This window comes from Allobosea sp. GW823-FHT02B03, assembly GCF_058797755.1.
Window position 1 is genome coordinate 617,969 of sequence record NZ_JBXAJY010000005.1, and the last position, 20,313, is coordinate 638,281.

Below are 20,313 nucleotides of genomic sequence, written 5' to 3' on the forward strand. Positions count from 1 at the left end.
CCGCGCGGGCGGCTGAAGGCCTTGGCCTCAGCGAGGTTGGGATTATGGTGCCGGGCGCTGAGTGTCAAGCGCGAGCTGCCATGAAATTGTCGCTTCCACAGCGGGCGACGAAAATCCACCCAATCGATGCGCTTTTGGCCCATCGCGCGGCGCGGACTTCGAGGGGCGTGGTCCGATTCGTCACGGCATGCCCGGCGAGACCGATCCGGCAAAGGAGCATTGCCGCGAATCCATGCCCGGCAGGCCGAGGCCGCGATCACGCTCGGTGTCTCGCGGAGACCGCCATCGATCGCAGGCGAGGGGCGCTGCGCGCCGCGTTGAGGTCAGCGGCACCGCCAGCCTCGCGAACCTGGGCAAGGCCGGGCGAGCCGGGGCCGTCACATCGGCGCGCCCGTTCCCGAAAATGCCCGACAATTGAAGGAACTGCGCATGGTGGGCGGTGACGGGCTCGAACCGCCGACCCTCTCGGTGTAAACGAGATGCTCTACCAACTGAGCTAACCGCCCCGCAGCAGCCGTTTAAGGCCTCGCCACCCAGCCTTCAAGCCTTAGCTTGTGGGCAAGTGCTGCGCCAGTATCCAAGCGCAGCAGATCAGCCTTCGGCAGCCTCCTTCGCCATCACCCCGGCGATCGCGCGTTCCAGCGCTTCGAAGGCATAGGGTTTCTTGAGGATCACCGTGCGCGGAGCGTCCTCGAATCCGGGGACCTCGCTATGGCCGGTGACGAAGACGACCGGTTGCTCCGGGCGCATCTGCCGTGCGCGCCGGGCCAGCTCGTCGCCCCGCAGGTCGGGCAGGCCGATATCTGTCAACAGGATATCGATGGTGCCGTTGGTCAGCAGCTCCAGGGCCTGCATGCCGTTCTCGGCCTCGACGGCGATATGGCCGAGCTCCTGCAGGAGATCGACCGTATCAAGCCGGATCAGCGCCTCGTCCTCGCAGACCAGCACGGTGTAGATCGTCCGCTGCGGGGCAGGGGCGGCCTGATCTTCCGGCTGTTCCGCTGCCGGCTTCGGCATTTTCCCGTCGCGGGCGAGGACCTGCCGGATCTTCCGGGCGAGGGCATCGCGCGTATAGGGCTTCGACAAGAGGTTGACGCCGGCATCGAGCCGGCCGCCATGCACGATCGAGTTTTCGGTGTAGCCCGAGGTGAACAGCACGCTGAGCTGCGGCAGCCTTTCCTTGGCCTTGCGGGCGAGTTCGGCGCTCTTGAGCGAGCCGGGCATCACCACATCGGTAAACAGCAGGTCGATGGCGACACCGCTTTCGACGACGACCAGCGCGCTCTGCGCGTCGGGGGCCTTCAGCACGCGGTAGCCGAGCCCGTCGAGCAGGCCGATCACGGTGTCGCGCACGGCATCGTCGTCCTCGACCACGAGCACGGTCTCGTTGCCGCCGACGACGGGGCCGGTGTCGACCTCCGCGGCGATGTCCTCCGCTTCCGTCGAGCGCGGCAGGTAGAGCCGCATCGTCGTGCCCTGGCCGGGCTCGCTATAGACCTTCACATGCCCGCCCGACTGCTTGACGAAGCCATAGACCATCGAGAGCCCGAGGCCGGTGCCCTTGCCCTCGGGCTTGGTCGAGAAGAAGGGCTCGAAGACCTGCTCGATCACCTCGCGGCTCATGCCGGTGCCGGTGTCACTGACCGCGATCTGGACATACTGGCCGGCCGTCACGTCGGCATGCGCGGCGGCATAGGCATCGTCGAGAAAAGCGTTGCCGGCCTCGACGGTCAGCCGGCCGCTCCCACCCATGGCGTCGCGCGAATTGATCGCGAGGTTGAGAATGGCGTTCTCGAGATTGGCGGGGTCGACGAGCGTGTTCCAGAGGCCGCCGGCGATCACCGTCTCGATCTCGACGGCTTCGCCGAGCGTGCGCCGCAACAGGTCGTCCATGCCGCGGATCAGGCGCCCGATATTGACGACCTTCGGTTCCAGCGGCTGGCGGCGGCCGAAGGCGAGCAGCTGGGAGGCGAGATGCGAGCCCCGTGCCACTCCGGCCATCGCCTTCTCGATCCGGGCCTGCGCCTTGTCGTTGCCGGGAACCTCGCGCGCCAGGAGTTGAAGATTGCCGCCGACGACCTGCAGCAGATTGTTGAAGTCGTGGGCGACGCCGCCGGTCAGGTTGCCGATCGCCTCCATCTTCTGGGCCTGGACCAGCATGGTCTCGATCCGGGATCGCTGCTCGATCTCGGCCGCGAGCCTCGCATTGGTTTCTTCCAGTTCGCGCGTGCGCGCAGCGACGCGCTCCTCAAGCGCGGCGCTGTCCGAGTGGATCTGCTCCGAGGCGGTCGACAGGGCGTCTCGCAGCGCCGCGAACTCGCGCAATCGCGTCGGCGCTGCGATTGGCCCCGCCAGCCGGCCGAGCTGGCCGCTGGCCTTGGTCAGGATCGCCAGTGGCCGGCCGATCAGTCCCCAAAGCCAGAGCGCGATCAGGGAGGCGACGAGCAGAGCCGCGAGTCCGAAGGCGATCAGCGATTGCAGGGCGGTGTTGAGCGGTTGCCGGATGACGCTCTGCTGGATGCTGGCGGCGACGAGCCAATCCGCGAGATCGGAGCGGTCATAGCCGACCAGCACCTGCTCGCCCTTGGCGCTCTGGCCCTCGAAATTGCCGCTGGGTCCGACCGCCTTCTCCAGGAAGGCCGGCACGCCGGGCTTGCCGCTGAAGGCCTCGTGATCCTCCGAGCGGGTGACGTACTGACCGCGACGATCACCGACCGCGACGACCCAGTTCGCCGGAACCACAGGCCTCAGCACATCGTTCAGCCGCTGCGTATTGGCGCTGATATGCAGCAGGAATTCCGGCCTGCCGTCGAACTCCAGCGGGATGATCATCGTGACGAGAGGCTCGCCGGTCATCGCCCCGATGAAGACGTTCGAGACGACCGGCTTGCGCGTGGCGATCGCCTCGCTGTCGACGTCGAACTTGTAGTTCGGCAGTTGCGAGCCGTAGGGGAAGCGCGTGTTGACGATCTGCTCGCCATCGAGGCGGCGCAGTCCGATCTCCGCCCCGACGAAGTGCTTGACCAGCGTCGCCTGGCGATAGAACGCTTCGAAATTGCGGCTGCGCAGGTTCTCCGATGTCGCGAGCGTCTGCAGGGTAGTCTGCCAGCCGCCCAGATAACGATCGAGGATCGAGGCGGCGGTGCTGGCGACCTCGCGGGCTTCCTGCCGGTAGCGTTCGTTTTCCGACTGGGCGAAGCGTTGCAGCAGGAGGCCGGCGAACACCATGCCGGGCAGAACGAGCACGGCGACCAGGGACAGGATCACCAGCCGGGCCGGAATGCCGCTGGGCTTCGCCGATGCCGTCATGCCTTCCAGTCCCCAATCGGCGATTCTCAAGCTGTAGCATGCCGCGCGGCGCGTGCTAGTGCGCTGCGGGCCGGATCGTGGCGATGCTCACCAAGGGCGCCGCGGGCCCGTGTCGATGTGAATCAACCCGTTCCAATAGACTTTGTTGCCGCCGACTTCCGGCAGGCTCCTGGCGAATTCGAGCACGGCACGCGGCCTGACCCCCGGCACGCGGAAATCCATGGCTTCGCAGCGCTTGTGGAAGGAGCCGCGCCGGGCGCGCCAGGGCGGCCGCCAGGTCGAGGTGACCTTCACCGCGCCGTACTTGTCGGCGATCTTGCCGAGAATCTTCTTCAGCACCGGCGGCAGGCAGACGATCGACGTCCCGGGATCGGTCGAGATGCCCGGGCGGTCCGGCTTTTCCTCGGGATCGAAGGCCGGTTCCTCCTCGGCCTGGCCCGGCGTGCGCTGTGGCCATTCGGGCCCTTCGTCATCGTCGGGCTGCGCCAGGGTAGGGCCCGGCACGGCCGAGGCTGGCGTCGGTGCTTCGGCCGGCGTCGGCTGGGCCGGGACTACGATCGCCGGCTCGGCCGGGCCCGGCTTCAGGTCGAGGTCGAACGGGCGCTCCGGCGGCAATTGCATGCGGACGGTCTGCGCGAGCGCCGGTGCCGCCGAGGTCAGCAGCGAGAGGAGCAAGCAGAGGGCCGGCGCGCTCGCGCCGCCACTCAGCCGCGACATGCCGATTCCAGCACGTCCGGGGCCGATGTCGCGGCGGCTTCAGCTTGCGCAAATGGCGTGATCATCGCTGGAAAAACCGCCTCTTGCGTTGCCTTCGGACCGTTCGCCTCGCGAATCGTGGAGAATCTCCTGAACGCTGACGTTAGGGCCGATCTGCCACGATCGAGCGCAGCACGACAACCGCCTGCTTGCGTTTGCGCCGACAGCAGCCGAGAATCCGGTCGAACCGCGTGGATTTAGCGCTCCTGCCGCCATGACGCTGGTGCATGCGGCGCGGGCATGGCGCTGCCCGCTTTGTGCGACGCGGCAAACCCTTGCGTGATTCTAAAGCAGGGGCTAATCGACTGGCGAGATTGGGGTGCGCAGCCGGCGCACCGGCTTTGCGGGGTGTCACATGCAAGCTCTTCCTGTGCAGTCCCTGCTGACCGACTACCTGCCGCTGGCCATCTTCGTCGGCCTCTCGCTGGTGATCGGCCTCGCGCTGCTGATCGCGCCCTTCGCCGTCGCCTATTCCAAGCCGGATGCCGAGAAGCTCTCGGCCTATGAGTGCGGCTTCAACGCCTTCGACGATGCGCGCATGAAGTTCGACGTGCGCTTCTATCTCGTCGCCATTCTTTTCATCATCTTCGACCTCGAGGTCGCCTTCCTCTTCCCCTGGGCGGTCGCCTTCGGCGGGCTCGGCTGGTTCGGCTTCTGGTCGATGATGCTCTTCCTCGGCGTGCTGACCGTCGGATTCATCTATGAGTGGCGCAAGGGCGCCCTCGAATGGGATTGATCATCGTGTCGCGTAAGCCTGCCTCCGTGCCGTCGGCATTGTTGGAATCGTCGAAACCCGGAAGGTCGAACTGATGGCCATCACTGCGATCGATCGCGGCAATCCGCTCGTCGCGCCTGCGCCCAAGGGGCTCCTTGGCCCCGATGGCAAGCCCGTCGGCGCGCGCGATCCCTTCTTCGTCGAGATCAACAACGAGCTTGCCGACAAGGGCTTCCTCGTCACCGCGACCGACGACCTGATCAACTGGTCGCGCACCGGCTCGCTGATGTGGATGACCTTCGGCCTCGCCTGCTGCGCGGTCGAGATGATGCAGCTCTCCATGCCGCGCTATGACGTCGAGCGCTTCGGCTTCGCGCCGCGCGCCTCGCCGCGTCAGTCCGACGTGATGATCGTCGCCGGCACGCTGACCAACAAGATGGCGCCGGCTTTGCGCAAGGTCTACGACCAGATGCCGGAGCCGCGCTACGTCATCTCGATGGGCTCCTGCGCCAATGGCGGCGGCTACTACCACTACAGCTACTCGGTGGTGCGCGGCTGCGATCGCATCGTGCCGATCGACATCTACGTGCCGGGCTGCCCGCCGACTGCGGAGGCTCTGCTCTACGGTGTTCTGCTGCTGCAGAAGAAGATCCGCCGCACGGGTACGATCGAGCGGTAATGTATGCGCGTCACGGTCGGGCTTGAACCGACCGTCTCCTGAGGGAGAGACGCGGGTTGGACAGGGCAAAGCCGAAGTCCGCATGAGATAGCCGGGACCGATCCCGGCCAGGATGCGGGCGGGGCGACCGAAGGTGAGACGATGAGCGAAGCGCTCGTGACATTGGGCGAAGAGATCAAGGCGGCGCTGCCCGGCGCGGTCACGAACGCGCTCGTCGCTTTCGACGAGCTCACCATCGAGGCCGAGGCCAGCGCCATCGTGCAGGTGCTGCGCACGCTCTATGACGATCAGCGCTTTCGCTTCGTCAATTTCACCGACATCGCCGGCGCCGACTATCCCGGCCGCGAGAGGCGCTTCGACGTCGTCTACCACCTGCTTTCGCCGCGCCATAACGTGCGCATCCGGGTGAAGGTCCAGACCGACGAGGCGACCCCGGTCCCCTCGGTGATCGAGGTCTTCCCGGCTGCAAACTGGTACGAGCGCGAGGCCTACGACTTCTACGGCATCCTGTTCTCTGGCCATCCGGACCTGCGCCGCATCCTCACCGACTACGGTTTCGAGGGCTATCCGCTGCGCAAGGACTTCCCGCTCACCGGCTTCGTCGAGGTCCGCTACGACGACGAGCAGAAGCGCGTCGTCTACGAGCCGGTGAAGCTGAACCAGGAGTTCCGCAACTTCGACTTCCTCTCGCCCTGGGAAGGCACAGAATACGTGCTGCCCGGCGACGAGAAGGCGAAGGGGGCCTGAGGCGATGTCTGAAAGCGCGCCCGTATCGGGAGGCTGTCTGTGCGGTGCGGTCCGTTTCCGCGCCGCGCCGGCCAAGCTTGAGATGGATGTCTGCCATTGCGGCATGTGTCGGCGCTGGACTGGCGGCGTATTCATGGCCGTGCCTTGCGGCGAGGTGACGATCGAGGACGAGAGCCGTCTCGGCCGCTATCCCTCCTCCGACTGGGCTGAGCGGCAGTTCTGCTCGGTCTGCGGGTCGAGCCTGTTCTGGCGGCTGCGCGACGGCGAGGGCCATGTCGCCGTCTCGCTGCAGAGCTTCGACGACCTGACGCCTTTCACCTTCCTCGAAGAGATCTTCATCGACGAGAAGCCAGGCCTCTATGCCTTCGCCGGCGAGCGCCCCCGCCTGACGGGTGCCGAGGTGATGGCGCGGTTCCAGGCTGAGCAGGACGCCCGGACATGAGCGAGCACAATATCCGCAACTTCTCGATCAACTTCGGCCCGCAGCATCCGGCGGCGCACGGCGTGCTGCGCCTGGTGCTGGAGCTCGACGGCGAGATCGTCGAGCGCGTCGACCCGCATATCGGCCTGCTGCATCGCGGCACCGAGAAGCTGATCGAGGCCAAGACCTATCTCCAGGCGCTGCCCTATTTCGACCGGCTCGACTATGTCGCGCCGATGAACCAGGAGCATGCCTATTCGCTCGCGGTCGAGAAGCTGATGGGCGTGACCGTGCCGCGCCGCGGCCAGCTTATCCGCGTGCTCTACTCCGAGATCGGCCGCATCCTCTCGCATATCCTCAACGTCACCACGCAGGCGATGGACGTCGGCGCGCTGACGCCGCCGCTCTGGGGCTTCGAGGAACGCGAGAAGCTGATGATCTTCTACGAGCGGGCTTGCGGCGCGCGCATGCACGCGGCCTATGTCCGGCCCGGCGGCGTCCACCAGGACCTGCCGACTTCGCTGATCCACGACATCGCCGAATGGTGCGACCCGTTCCTCAAGGTCTGCGACGACCTGGAAGGCCTGCTCACCGACAACCGCATCTTCAAGCAGCGCAATGTCGACATCGGCGTCGTCGATCTCGAGACCTGCTGGAAATGGGGCTTTTCGGGCGTGATGGTGCGCGGTTCCGGCGCCGCCTGGGACCTGCGCAAGAGCCAGCCTTACGAGTGCTACGAGGAGATGGAATTCGACATCCCCGTCGGCAAGAACGGCGACTGCTACGACCGCTACTGCATCCGCATGGAAGAGATGCGCCAGTCGGTCCGCATCATGAAGCAGTGCTGCGAGAAGCTGCTGGCGGCCGATGGCGGTGGCCCGGTCTCCTCGCTCGACGGTAAGATGGTGCCGCCCAAGCGCGGCGAGATGAAGCGCTCGATGGAAGCGCTGATCCACCATTTCAAGCTCTACACCGAAGGCTACAAGGTGCCCGAGGGCGAGGTCTACGCCGCCGTCGAAGCGCCCAAGGGCGAGTTCGGCGTCTATCTCGTCTCCGACGGCACCAACAAGCCTTATCGCTGCAAGATCAAGGCCCCGGGCTTCGCCCATCTCCAGGCCATGGACTTCATGTGCCGCAAGCACATGCTGGCGGACGTCTCCGCCATCCTCGGCTCCCTCGATATCGTCTTTGGTGAGGTGGACCGCTGATGTCCGTCCGTCGTCTCGCTCCCGATCACGTCCAGCCTGCCTCCTTCGCCTTCACCGCGGCGAACGAGAACTGGGCCGACCAGCAGATCGCCAAATATCCCGACGGCCGGCAGGCCTCGGCCGTGATTCCGCTGCTGTGGAAGGCCCAGGAACAGCATGATGGCTGGCTGCCGCGCGCTGCGATCGAGGCCGTCGCCCACAAGCTCGGTATGGCGCCGATGCGGGTGCTGGAGGTCGCGACCTTCTACACCATGTTCAGCCTGCAGCCGGTGGGCCAGCACTTCGTCCAGCTCTGCGGCACCACTCCCTGCGCGCTGCGTGGCGCCGAGGCGTTGAAGAAGGTCTGCGAGGACGTCATCGGCCCGCAATCGACCGTTACCGCCGACGGCAAGCTCTCCTGGCTCGAGGTCGAGTGCCTGGGAGCCTGCTGCAACGCCCCGATGGCGCAGATCAATTTCGACTATTATGAGGATCTGACGCCGGAGAACTTCCGCAAGCTCCTCGAAGATCTCCGCCATGGCCGCCCGACCAAGCCCGGCCCGCAGATCGACCGTTCCTGCTCGGAGCCGGTCGGTGGCGGCGAGACGCTGAAGGACGCTGCGCTCTATGACGGCTCGGTGATCGGCGCCGGCAACTGGCAGCAGCGCATCGCCAAGCAGCGCGAAGAGGCCGCGATCAAGATCGCGAGCGAGAAGGCCGCCGCCGAAGCCAAGGCGAAGGCGGAGGCGGAAGCTGCCGCTGCGACCGGCAAGGCCGGCCCGACCGACACCAAGACCGCGCCGGCTCCCGAGGCTGCGGCGCCCGGCCGTCCGAAGCCGTCCGAACCCGGCCAGCCGGCCAGCGCGGCGCAGGACACCCCGTCCGCGACCGGCAAGGCGATCAAGGACGACGCCAAGCCGGCTCCCGCGGCCAAGGCCGCGAAGGCCGCTCCCGCTGCTGAAGCCGCGCCCTCCGTGGCCGAATCCAAGCCCGAGCTGCTCACCGCAGCCCGTGGCGGCAAGGGCGACGACCTCGAGCTGATCTGGGGCGTCGGTCCCAAGCTGGCGACGATGCTCAACGAGATGGGCATCTGGCACTACGATCAGATCGCCGTCTGGACGCCGGCCGAGCTGGCCTGGGTCGACGCGCGTGTGACTGGATTCAAGGGCAGGGCGGTCCGTGACGACTGGATCGGCCAGGCCAAGAAGCTTGCGACCGGCTGGCGGCCGGACAGCAAGCTCGGCGACAAGCCGGTGAAGTGAGGCGAAAACCATGCTCGCAGACCGCGACCGCATTTTCACCAACCTCTACGGCCGGCACGACCTGTCGCTGAAGGGCGCCATGCAGCGCGGTGCCTGGGACGGCACCAAGTTCCTGCTCGAGCAGGGCCGCGACTGGATCATCGACGAGATGAAGAAGTCCGGCCTGCGCGGGCGCGGCGGCGCCGGCTTCCCGACCGGCCTGAAATGGTCATTCATGCCCAAGCAGAGCGACGGGCGTCCGCACTATCTCGTCGTCAATGCCGACGAGTCGGAGCCCGGCACCTGCAAGGACCGCGAGATCATGCGCAACGACCCGCATACGCTGGTCGAGGGCTGCCTGATCGCCTCCTTCGCGATGGGTGCGCACGCCGCCTACATCTACATCCGCGGCGAATACGTCCGCGAGCGCGAGGCGCTGCAGCGCGCCGTCGACGAGGCCTATGCGGCGAACCTCATCGGCAAGAACAACAAGCACGGCTATCCGTTTGATCTTTATGTGCATCACGGCGCCGGCGCCTATATCTGCGGCGAAGAGACCGCGCTGCTCGAGAGCCTCGAGGGCAAGAAGGGCATGCCGCGGCTGAAGCCGCCTTTCCCGGCCAATGTCGGCCTCTATGGCTGCCCGACCACCGTCAACAACGTCGAGTCGATCGCGGTCGCGCCGACCATCCTGCGCCGCGGCGCGAGCTGGTTCTCCTCGATCGGCACGCCCAACAATGTCGGCACCAAGCTGTTCTGCGTCTCAGGCCATGTGAACAAGCCCTGCAACGTCGAAGAGGCGATGGGCCTGACCTTCCGCGAGCTGATCGAACGCCATTGCGGCGGCATCCGCGGCGGCTGGGACAATCTCAAGGCGGTCATTCCCGGAGGCTCCTCGGTGCGCATGGTGCCGGCCGAGCAGATCATCGACACGCCGATGGATTTCGACTCGCTCTCGAAGCTGAAGTCGGGCCTCGGCACGGCGGCGGTGATCGTCATGGACAAGTCCACCGACATCATCCGCGCCATCGCCCGCATCAGCTATTTCTACAAGCATGAGAGCTGCGGCCAGTGCACGCCGTGCCGCGAAGGCACGGGCTGGATGTGGCGCGTGGTCAGCCGCATGGCGGAGGGCAGGGCGCAGAAGCGCGAGATCGACATGCTGCTCGACGTCTCCAAGCAGATCGAAGGCCACACCATCTGCGCGCTGGGCGATGCTGCCGCCTGGCCGATCCAGGGCCTGATCAACCATTTCCGTCACGAGATCGAGCAGCGCATCGACGACTATGCCGCCAACCCGCATGGTGAGCCGGTCAGGCTCATGGCGGCGGAGTGAGACCATGACCAAGCTTCTGATCGACGGCATCGAGGTCGACGTTCCCCCGGAGTACACCGTGCTCCAGGCCTGCGAGGCGGCCGGCGCCGAGGTGCCGCGCTTCTGCTTCCATGAGCGGCTCTCCATCGCCGGCAATTGCCGCATGTGCCTGGTCGAGGTGAAGGGCGGCCCGCCGAAGCCGCAGGCCTCCTGCGCCATCGGCGTGCGCGATCTGCGCCCCGGCCCGAACGGCGAGCCGCCGGTCGTTTCGACCAAGTCGCCGATGGTCAAGAAGGCGCGCGAAGGGGTGATGGAGTTCCTGCTCATCAACCACCCGCTCGATTGCCCGATCTGCGACCAGGGCGGCGAGTGCGACCTGCAGGACCAGGCGATGGCCTACGGCGTCGACTCCTCGCGCTTCGCCGAGAACAAGCGCGCCGTCGAGGACAAGTATATCGGCCCGCTGGTGAAGACCTCGATGACGCGCTGCATCCAGTGCACGCGCTGCGTCCGCTTCACCACCGAGGTCGCCGGTGCCACGGATCTCGGCGCGATCGGTCGCGGCGAGGACATGGAGATCACCACCTATCTCGAGCAGGCGATGAGCTCCGAGCTGCAGGGCAACGTCGTCGACCTCTGCCCGGTCGGCGCGCTGACCTCGCGGCCCTACCAGAACAAGGCCCGCCCCTGGGAGCTGACCAAGACCGAATCCGTCGACGTGATGGACGCGGTCGGCTCGGCGATCCGGGTTGATTCCCGTGGCCGCGAGGTGATGCGCGTGCTGCCGCGCATCAACGAGGCGGTGAACGAGGAGTGGATCTCCGACAAGACCCGCCACATCGCCGACGGCCTGAAGACGCAGCGTCTCGACCGGCCCTATATCCGCGAGCACGGTGCCCTGCGCCCGGCGAGCTGGAGCGAGGCGCTGGCCCTGGTCGCGAGCAAGCTCAAGGCCGCCAAGTCGGAGCGCATCGGCGCCATCGTCGGTGATCTCGCCGCGGTCGAGGAGATGTTCGCGCTCAAGAGCCTGATCTCGGGCCTCGGCTCGCAGAATCTCGACTGCCGCCAGGACGGTGCGAAGCTCGATCCGGCCTTCGGCCGCGCCAGCTACATCCTGAACAGCGGCATTGCCGGGATCGAGGACGCGACCTCGCTGCTGATCATCGGCGCCAATCCGCGCAAGGAAGCCGCGATCATCAATGCGCGCATCCGCAAGCGCTGGCTGCGCGGCGACTTCAAGGTCACCGTGATCGGCGAGCCGGTCGACCTGACCTATGCGCATGAGCATCTCGGCGCTGGTCCCGAAACGCTGGCCGACCTGGTCAAGCGTGCACCGGCTGCCGGCGAGCGGCCGCTGGTGCTGGTCGGGCAGGGGGCTCTCGCGCGCGCCGACGGCGCCGCCGTGCTCTCGCTCGCCGCCAAGGCGGCGCAGGTGCTCGGCGCGGTCAAGGATGGCTGGAACGGTTTTGGCGTCCTGCACACCGCGGCTGCCCGCGTGGGTGCTCTCGATCTCGGCTTCGTGCCGGGCGAGGGCGGTCTCGACGTCGCCGGCATGACATCGGCAGGCGCGCTCGACGTGCTCTATCTGCTCGGTGCTGACGAGATCGAGGTGCCGGCCGGCGCCTTCGTGATCTACCAGGGCAGCCATGGCGACAAGGGCGCGCACCGCGCCGACGTGATCCTGCCGGGCGCGACCTATACAGAGAAGTCGGGAACCTACGTCAACACCGAAGGCCGGGTGCAGATGGCGGCTCGCGCCACCTTCCCGCCGGGCGACGCCAAGGAAGACTGGGCGATCCTGCGCGCGCTTTCGGCCGCGCTCGGCAAGGCCCTGCCTTTCGACTCGCTCGGCGCGCTGCGCCAGGCTCTCTATGCCGCGCACCCGCATTTCGCGGCCGTGGACGCGGTCGCGGCCGGCGATGTCGCCGGCCTCTCACAGCTCGCCGGCATCGGCGGGGCGACCGAGAAGGCGGGCTTCGTCTCGGCCGTGCATGATTTCTATTCGACCAACCCGATCGCGCGCGCTTCGGCCGTGATGGCGGAATGTTCGGCGCTGGCCTCCGGCCGGCTCCGGCAGGCGGCGGAGTAAGCCTCAGATGAACTGGGACCTCGTCCTCGACCTTGCGATCATCGCCGGCAAGAGCCTGCTGCTGCTGGTCTGCCTGCTGGTCTTCATCGCCTATATCCTGCTCGCCGACCGCAAGATCTGGGCGGCGGTGCAGCTGCGCCGCGGCCCGAACGTGGTCGGACCCTTCGGCCTGTTCCAGAGCTTCGCGGACCTTTTGAAGTTCGTCTTCAAGGAGCCGATCATTCCGGCCGGCGCCAACAAGGGCGTCTTCCTGCTGGCCCCGCTGGTCTCCTGCGTGCTCGCTCTGGCGGCCTGGGCCGTGATCCCGGTCGCCGAGGGCTGGGCGATCGCCGACATCAATGTCGGCGTGCTCTACATCCTCGCGATCTCGTCGCTCGGCATCTACGGCGTGATCATGGGTGGCTGGGCCTCGAACTCGAAGTACCCGTTCATGGGCGCGCTGCGCTCGGCGGCGCAGATGGTTTCCTACGAGGTCTCGATCGGCTTCGTGATCATCACCGTGCTGCTCTGCGTCGGCTCCCTGAACCTCTCGGCGGTGGTCGAGGCGCAGAACTCCAGCGCCGGCATGTTCGGCTGGTACTGGCTGCCGCTCTTCCCGATGTTCGTGATCTTCTTCATCTCGGCGCTGGCTGAGACGAACCGCCCGCCCTTCGACCTGCCCGAGGCGGAGTCGGAGCTCGTCGCGGGCTTCATGGTCGAATACGCCTCGACCCCGTATCTGCTGTTCATGCTCGGCGAGTACGTGGCGATCATGACCATGTGCTCGATGACCACGATCCTGTTCCTCGGGGGCTGGCTGCCGCCGTTCCCGGTGGCGCCGTTCACCTGGCTGCCGGGCGTGTTCTGGTTCGCGCTCAAGGTCTGCCTGGTCTTCTTCATGTTCGCGATGGTGAAGGCCTTCGTGCCGCGCTACCGCTATGACCAGCTGATGCGGCTGGGCTGGAAGGTGTTCCTGCCGCTGTCGCTCGCTTCGGTCGTCGTGGTCGCGGCGGTGCTGCAGATCACGGGCTGGGGCCCGGTGCGGTAGTGGAAGGCTGGGCCGGCCCGCTCGGAGCCCTGATCGGCTTCGTCCTGGGCTGGCTCGAATACAAGCTGATCGGGGGTACCGTCACGGCGGCTTTGCGCCGGACGAACCCGTCGAAGACGCAGGCCGAGCATGACGACTACGAGCGGCGCATCCGTCTGCTCCGGGCGATCCTGCTGGTGCTGATGGTCGGCGGCATGCCGGTTTTGGGTTACGTCATCGGCCGGACGTTGTTCGGTTGAAGGGAATGAAGAGGAACGTGAGGCGATGTCACTCGCGCAAGCTGCCAAGGGACTGCTCCTCAAGGAGTTCGTCGGCGCGTTCGTTCTGTCGATGCGCTATTTCTTCAAGCCCAAGGCGACGCTGAACTATCCCTTCGAGAAGGGGCAGCTCTCGCCGCGCTTCCGGGGCGAGCACGCGCTGCGCCGCTATCCGAACGGCGAGGAACGCTGCATCGCCTGCAAGCTCTGCGAGGCGATCTGCCCGGCGCAGGCCATCACCATCGAGGCCGGCCCGCGCCGCAATGACGGCACGCGCCGCACGACGCGTTACGACATCGACATGACCAAGTGCATCTATTGCGGCTTCTGCCAGGAGGCTTGCCCGGTCGATGCCATCGTCGAGGGGCCGAACTTCGAGTTCGCGACCGAGACGCGCGAGGAGCTGTTCTACGACAAGGACCGGCTGCTCGCGAACGGGGCCCGGTGGGAGCGCGAGATCGCGCGCAACATCGCGATGGACGCCCCTTATCGCTGAGGACGGAAGCCCGCCGCGCGGTTGTCGCTTCGGGTAGGCCTGACTATAGACGCTCCAAACTGCACCGGGACTCAACAGCCCGGTGCGCGACGAAAAACGAGGGCCGCCCCGACGGGCGGAAAGGCTGGCGAAGATGAATGCCGCAGCGGCTTTCTTCTATCTGTTCTCCGGGATCACCATCGCCTCAGGGCTGATGGTGGTGGCGGCGCGCAATCCCGTGCATTCGGTGCTGTTCCTGATCCTCGCCTTCGTGAATGCGGCCGGCCTGTTCCTGCTGCTCGGGGCCGAGTTCCTGGCGATGCTGCTGATCGTCGTCTATGTCGGCGCCGTCGCCGTGCTCTTCCTCTTCGTGGTGATGATGCTCGACGTCGATTTCGCCGAGTTCCGCCAGGGCTTCCTGCAGTACCTGCCGATCGGTGCGCTGATCGGCCTGATCTTCGCGGTCGAGCTCTTGCTCGTCGTCGGGACCTGGGCCATCGACCCGCAGATCGTGCGCGCGCCTGTCGCCGCGATCCCGAGCAATATCAGCAACACCGAGGCCATCGGCCGGGTGCTCTACACCCAGTACATCTACTATTTCCAGGCGGCGGGGCTCGTCCTGCTCGTCGCCATGATCGGCGCCATCGTGCTGACCCTGCGCGAACGGCCCGGCGTCAAGCGCCAGGACATCGTCGCGCAGAACGCCCGCACCAAGGCGACCGCGATGGACGTGAAGAAGGTGCCCTCGCGCGCCGGCGTTCCCGAGGAGCTCGCGTAATGATCGGTCTGGGCCATTATCTCGCGGTCGGCGCGATCCTGTTCACGCTGGGCGTGCTCGGCATCTTCATCAACCGCAAGAACGTCATCGTCATCCTCATGTCGGTCGAGCTCATCCTGCTCGCGGTGAACATCAACTTCGTCGCGTTCTCGAGCTTCCTCGGCGACATCGTCGGCCAGATCTTCGCACTGCTGGTGCTGACGGTCGCAGCCGCCGAAGCCGCCATCGGACTTGCCATTCTCGTCGTCTACTTCCGCAACCGCGGCACGATCGCGGTGGAAGACATCAACATGATGAAAGGCTGAGCGCTTCCCGGCGCCCGCATCTTGCCATGTATCACGCGATCGTCTTCCTCCCTCTGATCGGCTTCCTGATCGCCGGCCTCTTCGGCCGGTTGATCGGCGCGCGCGCGTCGGAGATCGTCACCACCGCCCTGCTGCTGGTCGCGGCGCTGCTCTCCTGGGTCGCGCTCTTCCAGGTCGGCTTCGGGTCCGGCACTACCCGCATCCAGGTCGCGACCTGGCTGGCCTCGGCCGATCTGCGCGTCGACTGGGCCTTCCGCATCGACACGCTGACCGTGGTGATGCTGGTCGTCGTCAACTCCGTGTCGTCGCTCGTGCACCTCTACTCGATCGGCTACATGCACGAGGATCCGCATCGTCCGCGCTTCTTCGCCTATCTCTCGCTCTTCACCTTCGCCATGCTGATGCTGGTGACGGCCGACAACCTCGTCCAGATGTTCTTCGGCTGGGAAGGCGTCGGTCTGGCTTCCTATCTGCTGATCGGCTTCTGGTATCAGAAGCCCTCGGCCAATGCCGCGGCGATGAAGGCCTTCATCGTCAACCGCGTCGGCGACTTCGGCTTCCTGCTCGGCATCTTCCTGGTCTTCGTGCTGTTCGGCGCGGTGACTTTCGATGCGATCTTCCCGAAGGCGGGCGAGCTGACCTCGCAGACCTTCCGCTTCATCGGCTATGAGTGGAACGCCCTGACCCTGACCTGCCTGCTGCTCTTCATGGGCGCGATGGGCAAGTCGGCGCAGTTCCTGCTGCACACCTGGCTGCCGGACGCGATGGAAGGCCCGACCCCGGTCTCCGCGCTGATCCATGCCGCGACCATGGTCACCGCCGGCGTCTTCATGGTGGCCCGCCTCTCGCCGATCTTCGAATACGCCCCGGTCGCCCTGACCGTCGTGGTCGTGGTCGGCGCGACGACCGCCTTCTTCGCCGCGACCGTCGGTCTGGTGCAGAACGACATCAAGCGCGTCATCGCCTATTCGACCTGCTCGCAGCTCGGCTACATGTTCGTCGCGCTGGGCGTCGGCGCCTATTCGGCCGGCATCTTCCACCTCTTCACCCACGCCTTCTTCAAGGCTCTGCTGTTCTTGGGCGCCGGCTCGGTCATCCATGCGATGCACCACGAGCAGGACATGCGGAACATGGGCGGCCTGCGGAAGCACATCCCGCTGACCGCGGCGGCGATGACGATCGGCACGCTGGCGCTGACCGGCTTCCCGTACTTCGCCGGCTACTTCTCGAAGGACGCGATCATCGAGAGCGCCTACGCCTCGGTCGGCCATGGCGGCTTCGCCAGCTCCTACGCCTTCGTGCTGCTGGTGGTCGCTGCCCTGATGACCTCGTTCTACTCCTGGCGGCTCTACTTCATGACCTTCGAGGGCGCCCCGCGCTGGGCCGGCCATGGTCATGACGCCCATGGCCACGACGATCACGCGCATGCGGCTCACGCCAAGCATGACGACCACGCCCATGGTCACGACGATCATGGCCATGGCCATCACGACCACACGCCGCATGAGAGCCCGCTCTCGATGCTGATCCCGCTCGCGCTGCTCTCGATCGGCGCGATCGCCGCCGGCTTCGCCTTCAAGGGCGTCTTCATCGGCGACGGCTACGACGCCTTCTGGAAGGGCGCGATCTTCACCGGCAAGGACAACCACATCCTGCACGCGATGCACGACGTGCCGAAATGGGTGGTCTGGTCGCCCTTCTTCGCGATGCTGATCGGCTTCCTGCTCGCGCTGTACATGTACGTGCTGCGGCCGGACGTGCCGGGCAAGCTGGCGGCCGCCAACCCGGTGCTCTACCGCTTCCTGCTCAACAAGTGGTACTTCGACGAGATCTACGACTTCCTGTTCGTGAAGCCCTCGATGTGGCTCGGCAAGTTCCTCTGGAAGAAGGGCGATGGCCTGGTCATCGACGGCATGGGCCCGGATGGCATCTCGGCCCGGGTGGTCGATGTCACCAATCGCGTCGTCCGGCTTCAGACCGGCTATCTCTATCACTATGCCTTCACCATGCTGATCGGCGTCGCCGGGCTGGTGACCTGGTATCTCCTGCGCGGGTGAGATGATGTTCGGTTTCGGTATCCTCACCGGGCTTCTGGTCCTGCCGCTGGTCGGCGCTGCCTTCATCCTGGCGCAGCGCGGCGACGAGGCCTCGGTCAATTCGAACGCGCGCTATGCCGCGCTGATCACGACGGTCGCGACCTTCATCCTGGCGCTCGTCGCCTGGGGACGGTTCGACTCGGCCAATCCCGGCTTCCAGATGGTCGAGACCCATGGCTGGGTCTCCGAAGCCATCAAGTTCAAGCTCGGCGTCGACGGCTTCTCCTTCCCCTTCGTGGTGCTGACCGCTTTCCTGATGCCGTTCTGCATCCTGGCGTCCTGGACCTCGGTCGAGAAGCGGGTGCGCGAGTACATGGTCGCGTTCCTGATCCTCGAGACGCTGATGATCGGCGTCTTCGTCGCGCTCGACCTCGTGCTGTTCTACCTGTTCTTCGAGGCCGGCCTGATCCCGATGTTCCTGATCATCGGCATCTGGGGCGGCAAGCGCCGGGTCTACGCCTCCTACAAGTTCTTCCTCTACACGCTGCTCGGTTCGGTGCTGATGCTGCTGGCGCTGATGGCGATGTACTGGAACGCCGGCACGACCGACATTCCGACCCTGCTGAAGCACCATTTCCCGGTCTCGATGCAGCCCTGGCTCTGGCTCGCCTTCTTCGCCTCCTTCGCGGTGAAGATGCCGATGTGGCCGGTCCACACCTGGCTGCCCGACGCGCACGTCGAGGCGCCGACCGCCGGCTCGGTCATCCTGGCGGCGATCCTGCTGAAGATGGGCGGTTACGGCTTCATCCGCTTCTCGATCCCGATGTTCCCGGATGCCTCGGCGATGTTCGCGCCGCTGGTCTTCGCGCTCTCCGTCATCGCCATCGTCTACACCTCGCTGGTGGCGCTGATGCAGGAGGACATCAAGAAGCTGATCGCCTACTCGTCGGTCGCCCATATGGGCTTCGTGACGATGGGCCTGTTCACCCTGACGCCGCAGGGCATCCAGGGCGCGATGTTCCAGATGGTCAGCCACGGGCTGGTCTCGGGTGCGCTCTTCCTCTGCGTCGGCGTGATCTACGATCGCATGCACACCCGCGAGATCGCCGCCTATGGCGGGCTGGTGAACCGCATGCCGCTCTATGCGGTTGTGTTCATGATCTTCACCATGGCCAATGTCGGCCTGCCCGGCACGGCCGGCTTCGTCGGCGAGTTCCTGACGCTGATGGGCGCCTTCAAGGCCAACCCCTGGGTTGCGCTGATCGCAACCTCGGGCGTGATCCTCTCGGCCGCCTATGCGCTCTGGCTCTATCGCCGGGTCGTCTTCGGCGAGCTGGTGAAGCCCGAGTTGAAGGACATCACCGACCTGAACGGCCGCGAGATCGCGATCTTCGTGCCGCTCGTCCTGCTGACGATCTGGTACGGCATCGCGCCCGGCGTGATCCTCGATGCCTTCGCCGCGCCGACCGAAGCCCTGATCAAGAACTATCAAGCCGCCATCGCCGCCGCCAAGACGGCCATGCTGGTCGTACAATAAGGCTGATCGAGATGACCTTGCCCGCTCTCGGCCCTGCGCTGCCGGAAATCGTCCTCGCGATCGGCGCGATCGCCATGGTGCTCTACGGCGCCATCCAGGGCGAGCGCTCGACGCGCACGCTCGAAATCGCGACGCTCGCTCTGCTCGCCTTGGTGCTCGTGCTGGTGCTGCGCGGCGAGGGCAAGGCCGTGACTTTCAACGGCGCCTTCGTCGCCGACGGCTTCGCCCGCTTCATGAAGGTGCTGACGCTGATCGGCGCCGGCGCCGCCGTGCTGCTCTCGGCCGATTTCCTGCGCCGCGACGGCGCCATGCGCTTCGAGTTCCCGATCCTGATCGTGCTGGCGACCATCGGCATGATGATGATGATCTCGGCCAGCGACCTGATCGGCCTTTATGTCGGCCTCGAGCTGCAGTCGCTCGCGCTCTATGTCGTCGCGGCCTTCAACCGCGAGAACGAGAAGTCGACCGAGGCCGGCCTGAAGTACTTCGTGCTCGGCGCTCTCTCCTCCGGCATGCTGCTCTACGGCGCCTCGCTGGTCTACGGCTTCACCGGGACGGTGAGCTATGCCGGCATTGCCGCCGCGGTGCAGGGCGGCCATCCCGGCCTCGGGCTGATCTTCGGCCTCGTCTTCATCGCCGCCGGCGTCGCTTTCAAGATCTCGGCGGTGCCCTTCCACATGTGGACGCCCGACGTCTACGAGGGCGCGCCGACCCCGGTCGCCGCCTTCTTCGCCTCGGCGCCCAAGATCGCCGCGATGGCGATGACGATCCGCATCTTCGTCGGCGCCTTCCCGGGCGCGCTGCATGACTGGCAGCAGATCATCATCTTCATCTCGATCGCCTCGATGGCGCTCGGCGCCTTCGCCGCGATCGGTCAGCGCAACATCAAGCGCCTGATGGCCTATTCCTCGATCGCGAACATGGGCTACGCGCTGGTCGGCCTCGCGGCCGGCACGGCGGCCGGCGTCCAGGGCGTGATGACCTATATGGCGATCTACCTCGCCACCACGCTCGGCGCCTTCGCCTGCATCCTGATGATGCGCCGCGACGGCAAGCCGGTGGAGAACATCGACGAGCTCGCCGGCCTGTCGCGGACCAACCCGTGGATGGCCTTCGCCTTCTCGATGATGATGTTCTCGCTCGCCGGCATCCCGCCGCTGGCCGGCTTCTGGGCGAAGTTCTACGTCTTCCTCGCCGCGATCGACGCCAAGCTCTACACCCTCGCCGTGATCGGCGTCGTGACCAGCGTGGTTGGCGCCTACTACTATCTGCGCCTCGTCAAGGTCATGTATTTTGACGACGCCAAGCCAGCCTTCGACAAGGGCGATGCTAGCGTGCGCGGCGTGCTCCTGATCTCGGCGCTGTTCGTGCTGGCGCTCTCGCTGATGCCGGCGCCGCTGTTCAACTCGGCGGCTGTGGCAGCCAAGTCGCTGTTCTGA

Annotated in this window: 18 protein-coding genes and 1 tRNA gene; 16 read left to right on the plus strand and 3 right to left on the minus strand. The window is 66.1% G+C overall.

Annotation, left to right across the window (positions count from 1 at the left end):
• Positions 1 to 430: 430 nt before the first annotated feature.
• The 3 genes from AC1REK_RS20000 to AC1REK_RS20010 form a co-directional block, all read right to left on the minus strand.
• Positions 431 to 506: transfer RNA gene (locus AC1REK_RS20000), tRNA-Val, on the minus strand.
• A gap of 85 nt (positions 507 to 591) precedes the next feature.
• Positions 592 to 3,309 (minus strand): response regulator, encoded by a 2,718-nt coding sequence (locus AC1REK_RS20005; protein WP_492268710.1) that lies wholly within the window; start codon positions 3,307 to 3,309, stop codon positions 592 to 594.
• An 87-nt stretch (positions 3,310 to 3,396) separates the two neighbouring features.
• Positions 3,397 to 4,026 carry a YcbK family protein gene (locus AC1REK_RS20010; RefSeq protein ID WP_492268709.1) on the minus strand — a complete coding sequence of 210 codons (630 nt, stop codon included), beginning with the start codon at positions 4,024 to 4,026 and terminating at the stop codon, positions 3,397 to 3,399.
• A gap of 394 nt (positions 4,027 to 4,420) precedes the next feature.
• Here AC1REK_RS20010 and AC1REK_RS20015 point away from each other — a divergent pair, with 394 nt between their 5' ends.
• From AC1REK_RS20015 to nuoN, 16 genes are all read left to right on the plus strand, one after another.
• Complete coding sequence (locus AC1REK_RS20015; RefSeq protein WP_492268708.1) at positions 4,421 to 4,801, plus strand: NADH-quinone oxidoreductase subunit A; 381 nt, start codon at positions 4,421 to 4,423, stop codon at positions 4,799 to 4,801.
• A gap of 73 nt (positions 4,802 to 4,874) precedes the next feature.
• The gene (locus tag AC1REK_RS20020) at positions 4,875 to 5,459 is read left to right on the plus strand and encodes a NuoB/complex I 20 kDa subunit family protein (protein WP_327524295.1); all 585 of its coding nucleotides are present in this window, start codon (positions 4,875 to 4,877) and stop codon (positions 5,457 to 5,459) included.
• A gap of 141 nt (positions 5,460 to 5,600) precedes the next feature.
• Positions 5,601 to 6,206, plus strand: a complete 606-nt coding sequence (locus AC1REK_RS20025) for an NADH-quinone oxidoreductase subunit C (RefSeq protein ID WP_492268707.1) — start codon at positions 5,601 to 5,603, stop codon at positions 6,204 to 6,206.
• A 4-nt stretch (positions 6,207 to 6,210) separates the two neighbouring features.
• Entirely contained in the window at positions 6,211 to 6,648 is a 438-nt protein-coding gene (locus AC1REK_RS20030) for a GFA family protein (protein WP_492268706.1), read from the plus strand.
• The gene (locus tag AC1REK_RS20035) at positions 6,645 to 7,835 is read left to right on the plus strand and encodes an NADH-quinone oxidoreductase subunit D (RefSeq protein WP_316020595.1); all 1,191 of its coding nucleotides are present in this window, start codon (positions 6,645 to 6,647) and stop codon (positions 7,833 to 7,835) included. Before AC1REK_RS20030 ends, AC1REK_RS20035 begins: the two co-directional genes overlap by 4 nt.
• Positions 7,835 to 9,076: an NADH-quinone oxidoreductase subunit NuoE gene (gene nuoE / locus AC1REK_RS20040; protein WP_492268705.1), complete on the plus strand. Its 1,242-nt coding sequence runs from the start codon at positions 7,835 to 7,837 to the stop codon at positions 9,074 to 9,076. Before AC1REK_RS20035 ends, nuoE begins: the two co-directional genes overlap by 1 nt.
• Positions 9,077 to 9,086: 10 nt before the next feature.
• Positions 9,087 to 10,391: an NADH-quinone oxidoreductase subunit NuoF gene (nuoF, locus tag AC1REK_RS20045; protein WP_066475419.1), complete on the plus strand. Its 1,305-nt coding sequence runs from the start codon at positions 9,087 to 9,089 to the stop codon at positions 10,389 to 10,391.
• Between the two features lie 4 nt (positions 10,392 to 10,395).
• Positions 10,396 to 12,459, plus strand: coding sequence for an NADH-quinone oxidoreductase subunit NuoG (gene nuoG / locus AC1REK_RS20050; RefSeq protein WP_492268704.1), 2,064 nt, complete (start codon positions 10,396 to 10,398; stop codon positions 12,457 to 12,459).
• A gap of 7 nt (positions 12,460 to 12,466) precedes the next feature.
• The gene (gene nuoH, locus AC1REK_RS20055; RefSeq protein ID WP_066475422.1) at positions 12,467 to 13,486 is read left to right on the plus strand and encodes an NADH-quinone oxidoreductase subunit NuoH; all 1,020 of its coding nucleotides are present in this window, start codon (positions 12,467 to 12,469) and stop codon (positions 13,484 to 13,486) included.
• On the plus strand, positions 13,486 to 13,725 hold the full coding sequence (locus AC1REK_RS20060) for a hypothetical protein (protein WP_316020599.1): 240 nt from the start codon (positions 13,486 to 13,488) through the stop codon (positions 13,723 to 13,725). The genes nuoH and AC1REK_RS20060 overlap by 1 nt, the downstream gene beginning before the upstream one ends.
• 25 nt (positions 13,726 to 13,750) lie before the next feature.
• The gene (gene nuoI / locus AC1REK_RS20065) at positions 13,751 to 14,239 is read left to right on the plus strand and encodes an NADH-quinone oxidoreductase subunit NuoI (protein WP_066475429.1); all 489 of its coding nucleotides are present in this window, start codon (positions 13,751 to 13,753) and stop codon (positions 14,237 to 14,239) included.
• Positions 14,240 to 14,372: 133 nt separating this feature from the next.
• On the plus strand, positions 14,373 to 14,996 hold the full coding sequence (locus AC1REK_RS20070) for an NADH-quinone oxidoreductase subunit J (RefSeq protein ID WP_316020600.1): 624 nt from the start codon (positions 14,373 to 14,375) through the stop codon (positions 14,994 to 14,996).
• The gene (gene nuoK, locus AC1REK_RS20075; RefSeq protein WP_066475432.1) at positions 14,996 to 15,301 is read left to right on the plus strand and encodes an NADH-quinone oxidoreductase subunit NuoK; all 306 of its coding nucleotides are present in this window, start codon (positions 14,996 to 14,998) and stop codon (positions 15,299 to 15,301) included. The genes AC1REK_RS20070 and nuoK overlap by 1 nt, the downstream gene beginning before the upstream one ends.
• 26 nt (positions 15,302 to 15,327) lie before the next feature.
• A complete protein-coding gene (gene nuoL / locus AC1REK_RS20080; protein WP_492268703.1) occupies positions 15,328 to 17,358 on the plus strand; it encodes an NADH-quinone oxidoreductase subunit L in 2,031 nt (676 codons plus the stop codon).
• A 4-nt stretch (positions 17,359 to 17,362) separates the two neighbouring features.
• Positions 17,363 to 18,874 (plus strand): NADH-quinone oxidoreductase subunit M, encoded by a 1,512-nt coding sequence (locus tag AC1REK_RS20085; RefSeq protein ID WP_492268702.1) that lies wholly within the window; start codon positions 17,363 to 17,365, stop codon positions 18,872 to 18,874.
• Positions 18,875 to 18,885: 11 nt separating this feature from the next.
• Positions 18,886 to 20,313 (plus strand): NADH-quinone oxidoreductase subunit NuoN, encoded by a 1,428-nt coding sequence (gene nuoN, locus AC1REK_RS20090; RefSeq protein ID WP_390893504.1) that lies wholly within the window; start codon positions 18,886 to 18,888, stop codon positions 20,311 to 20,313.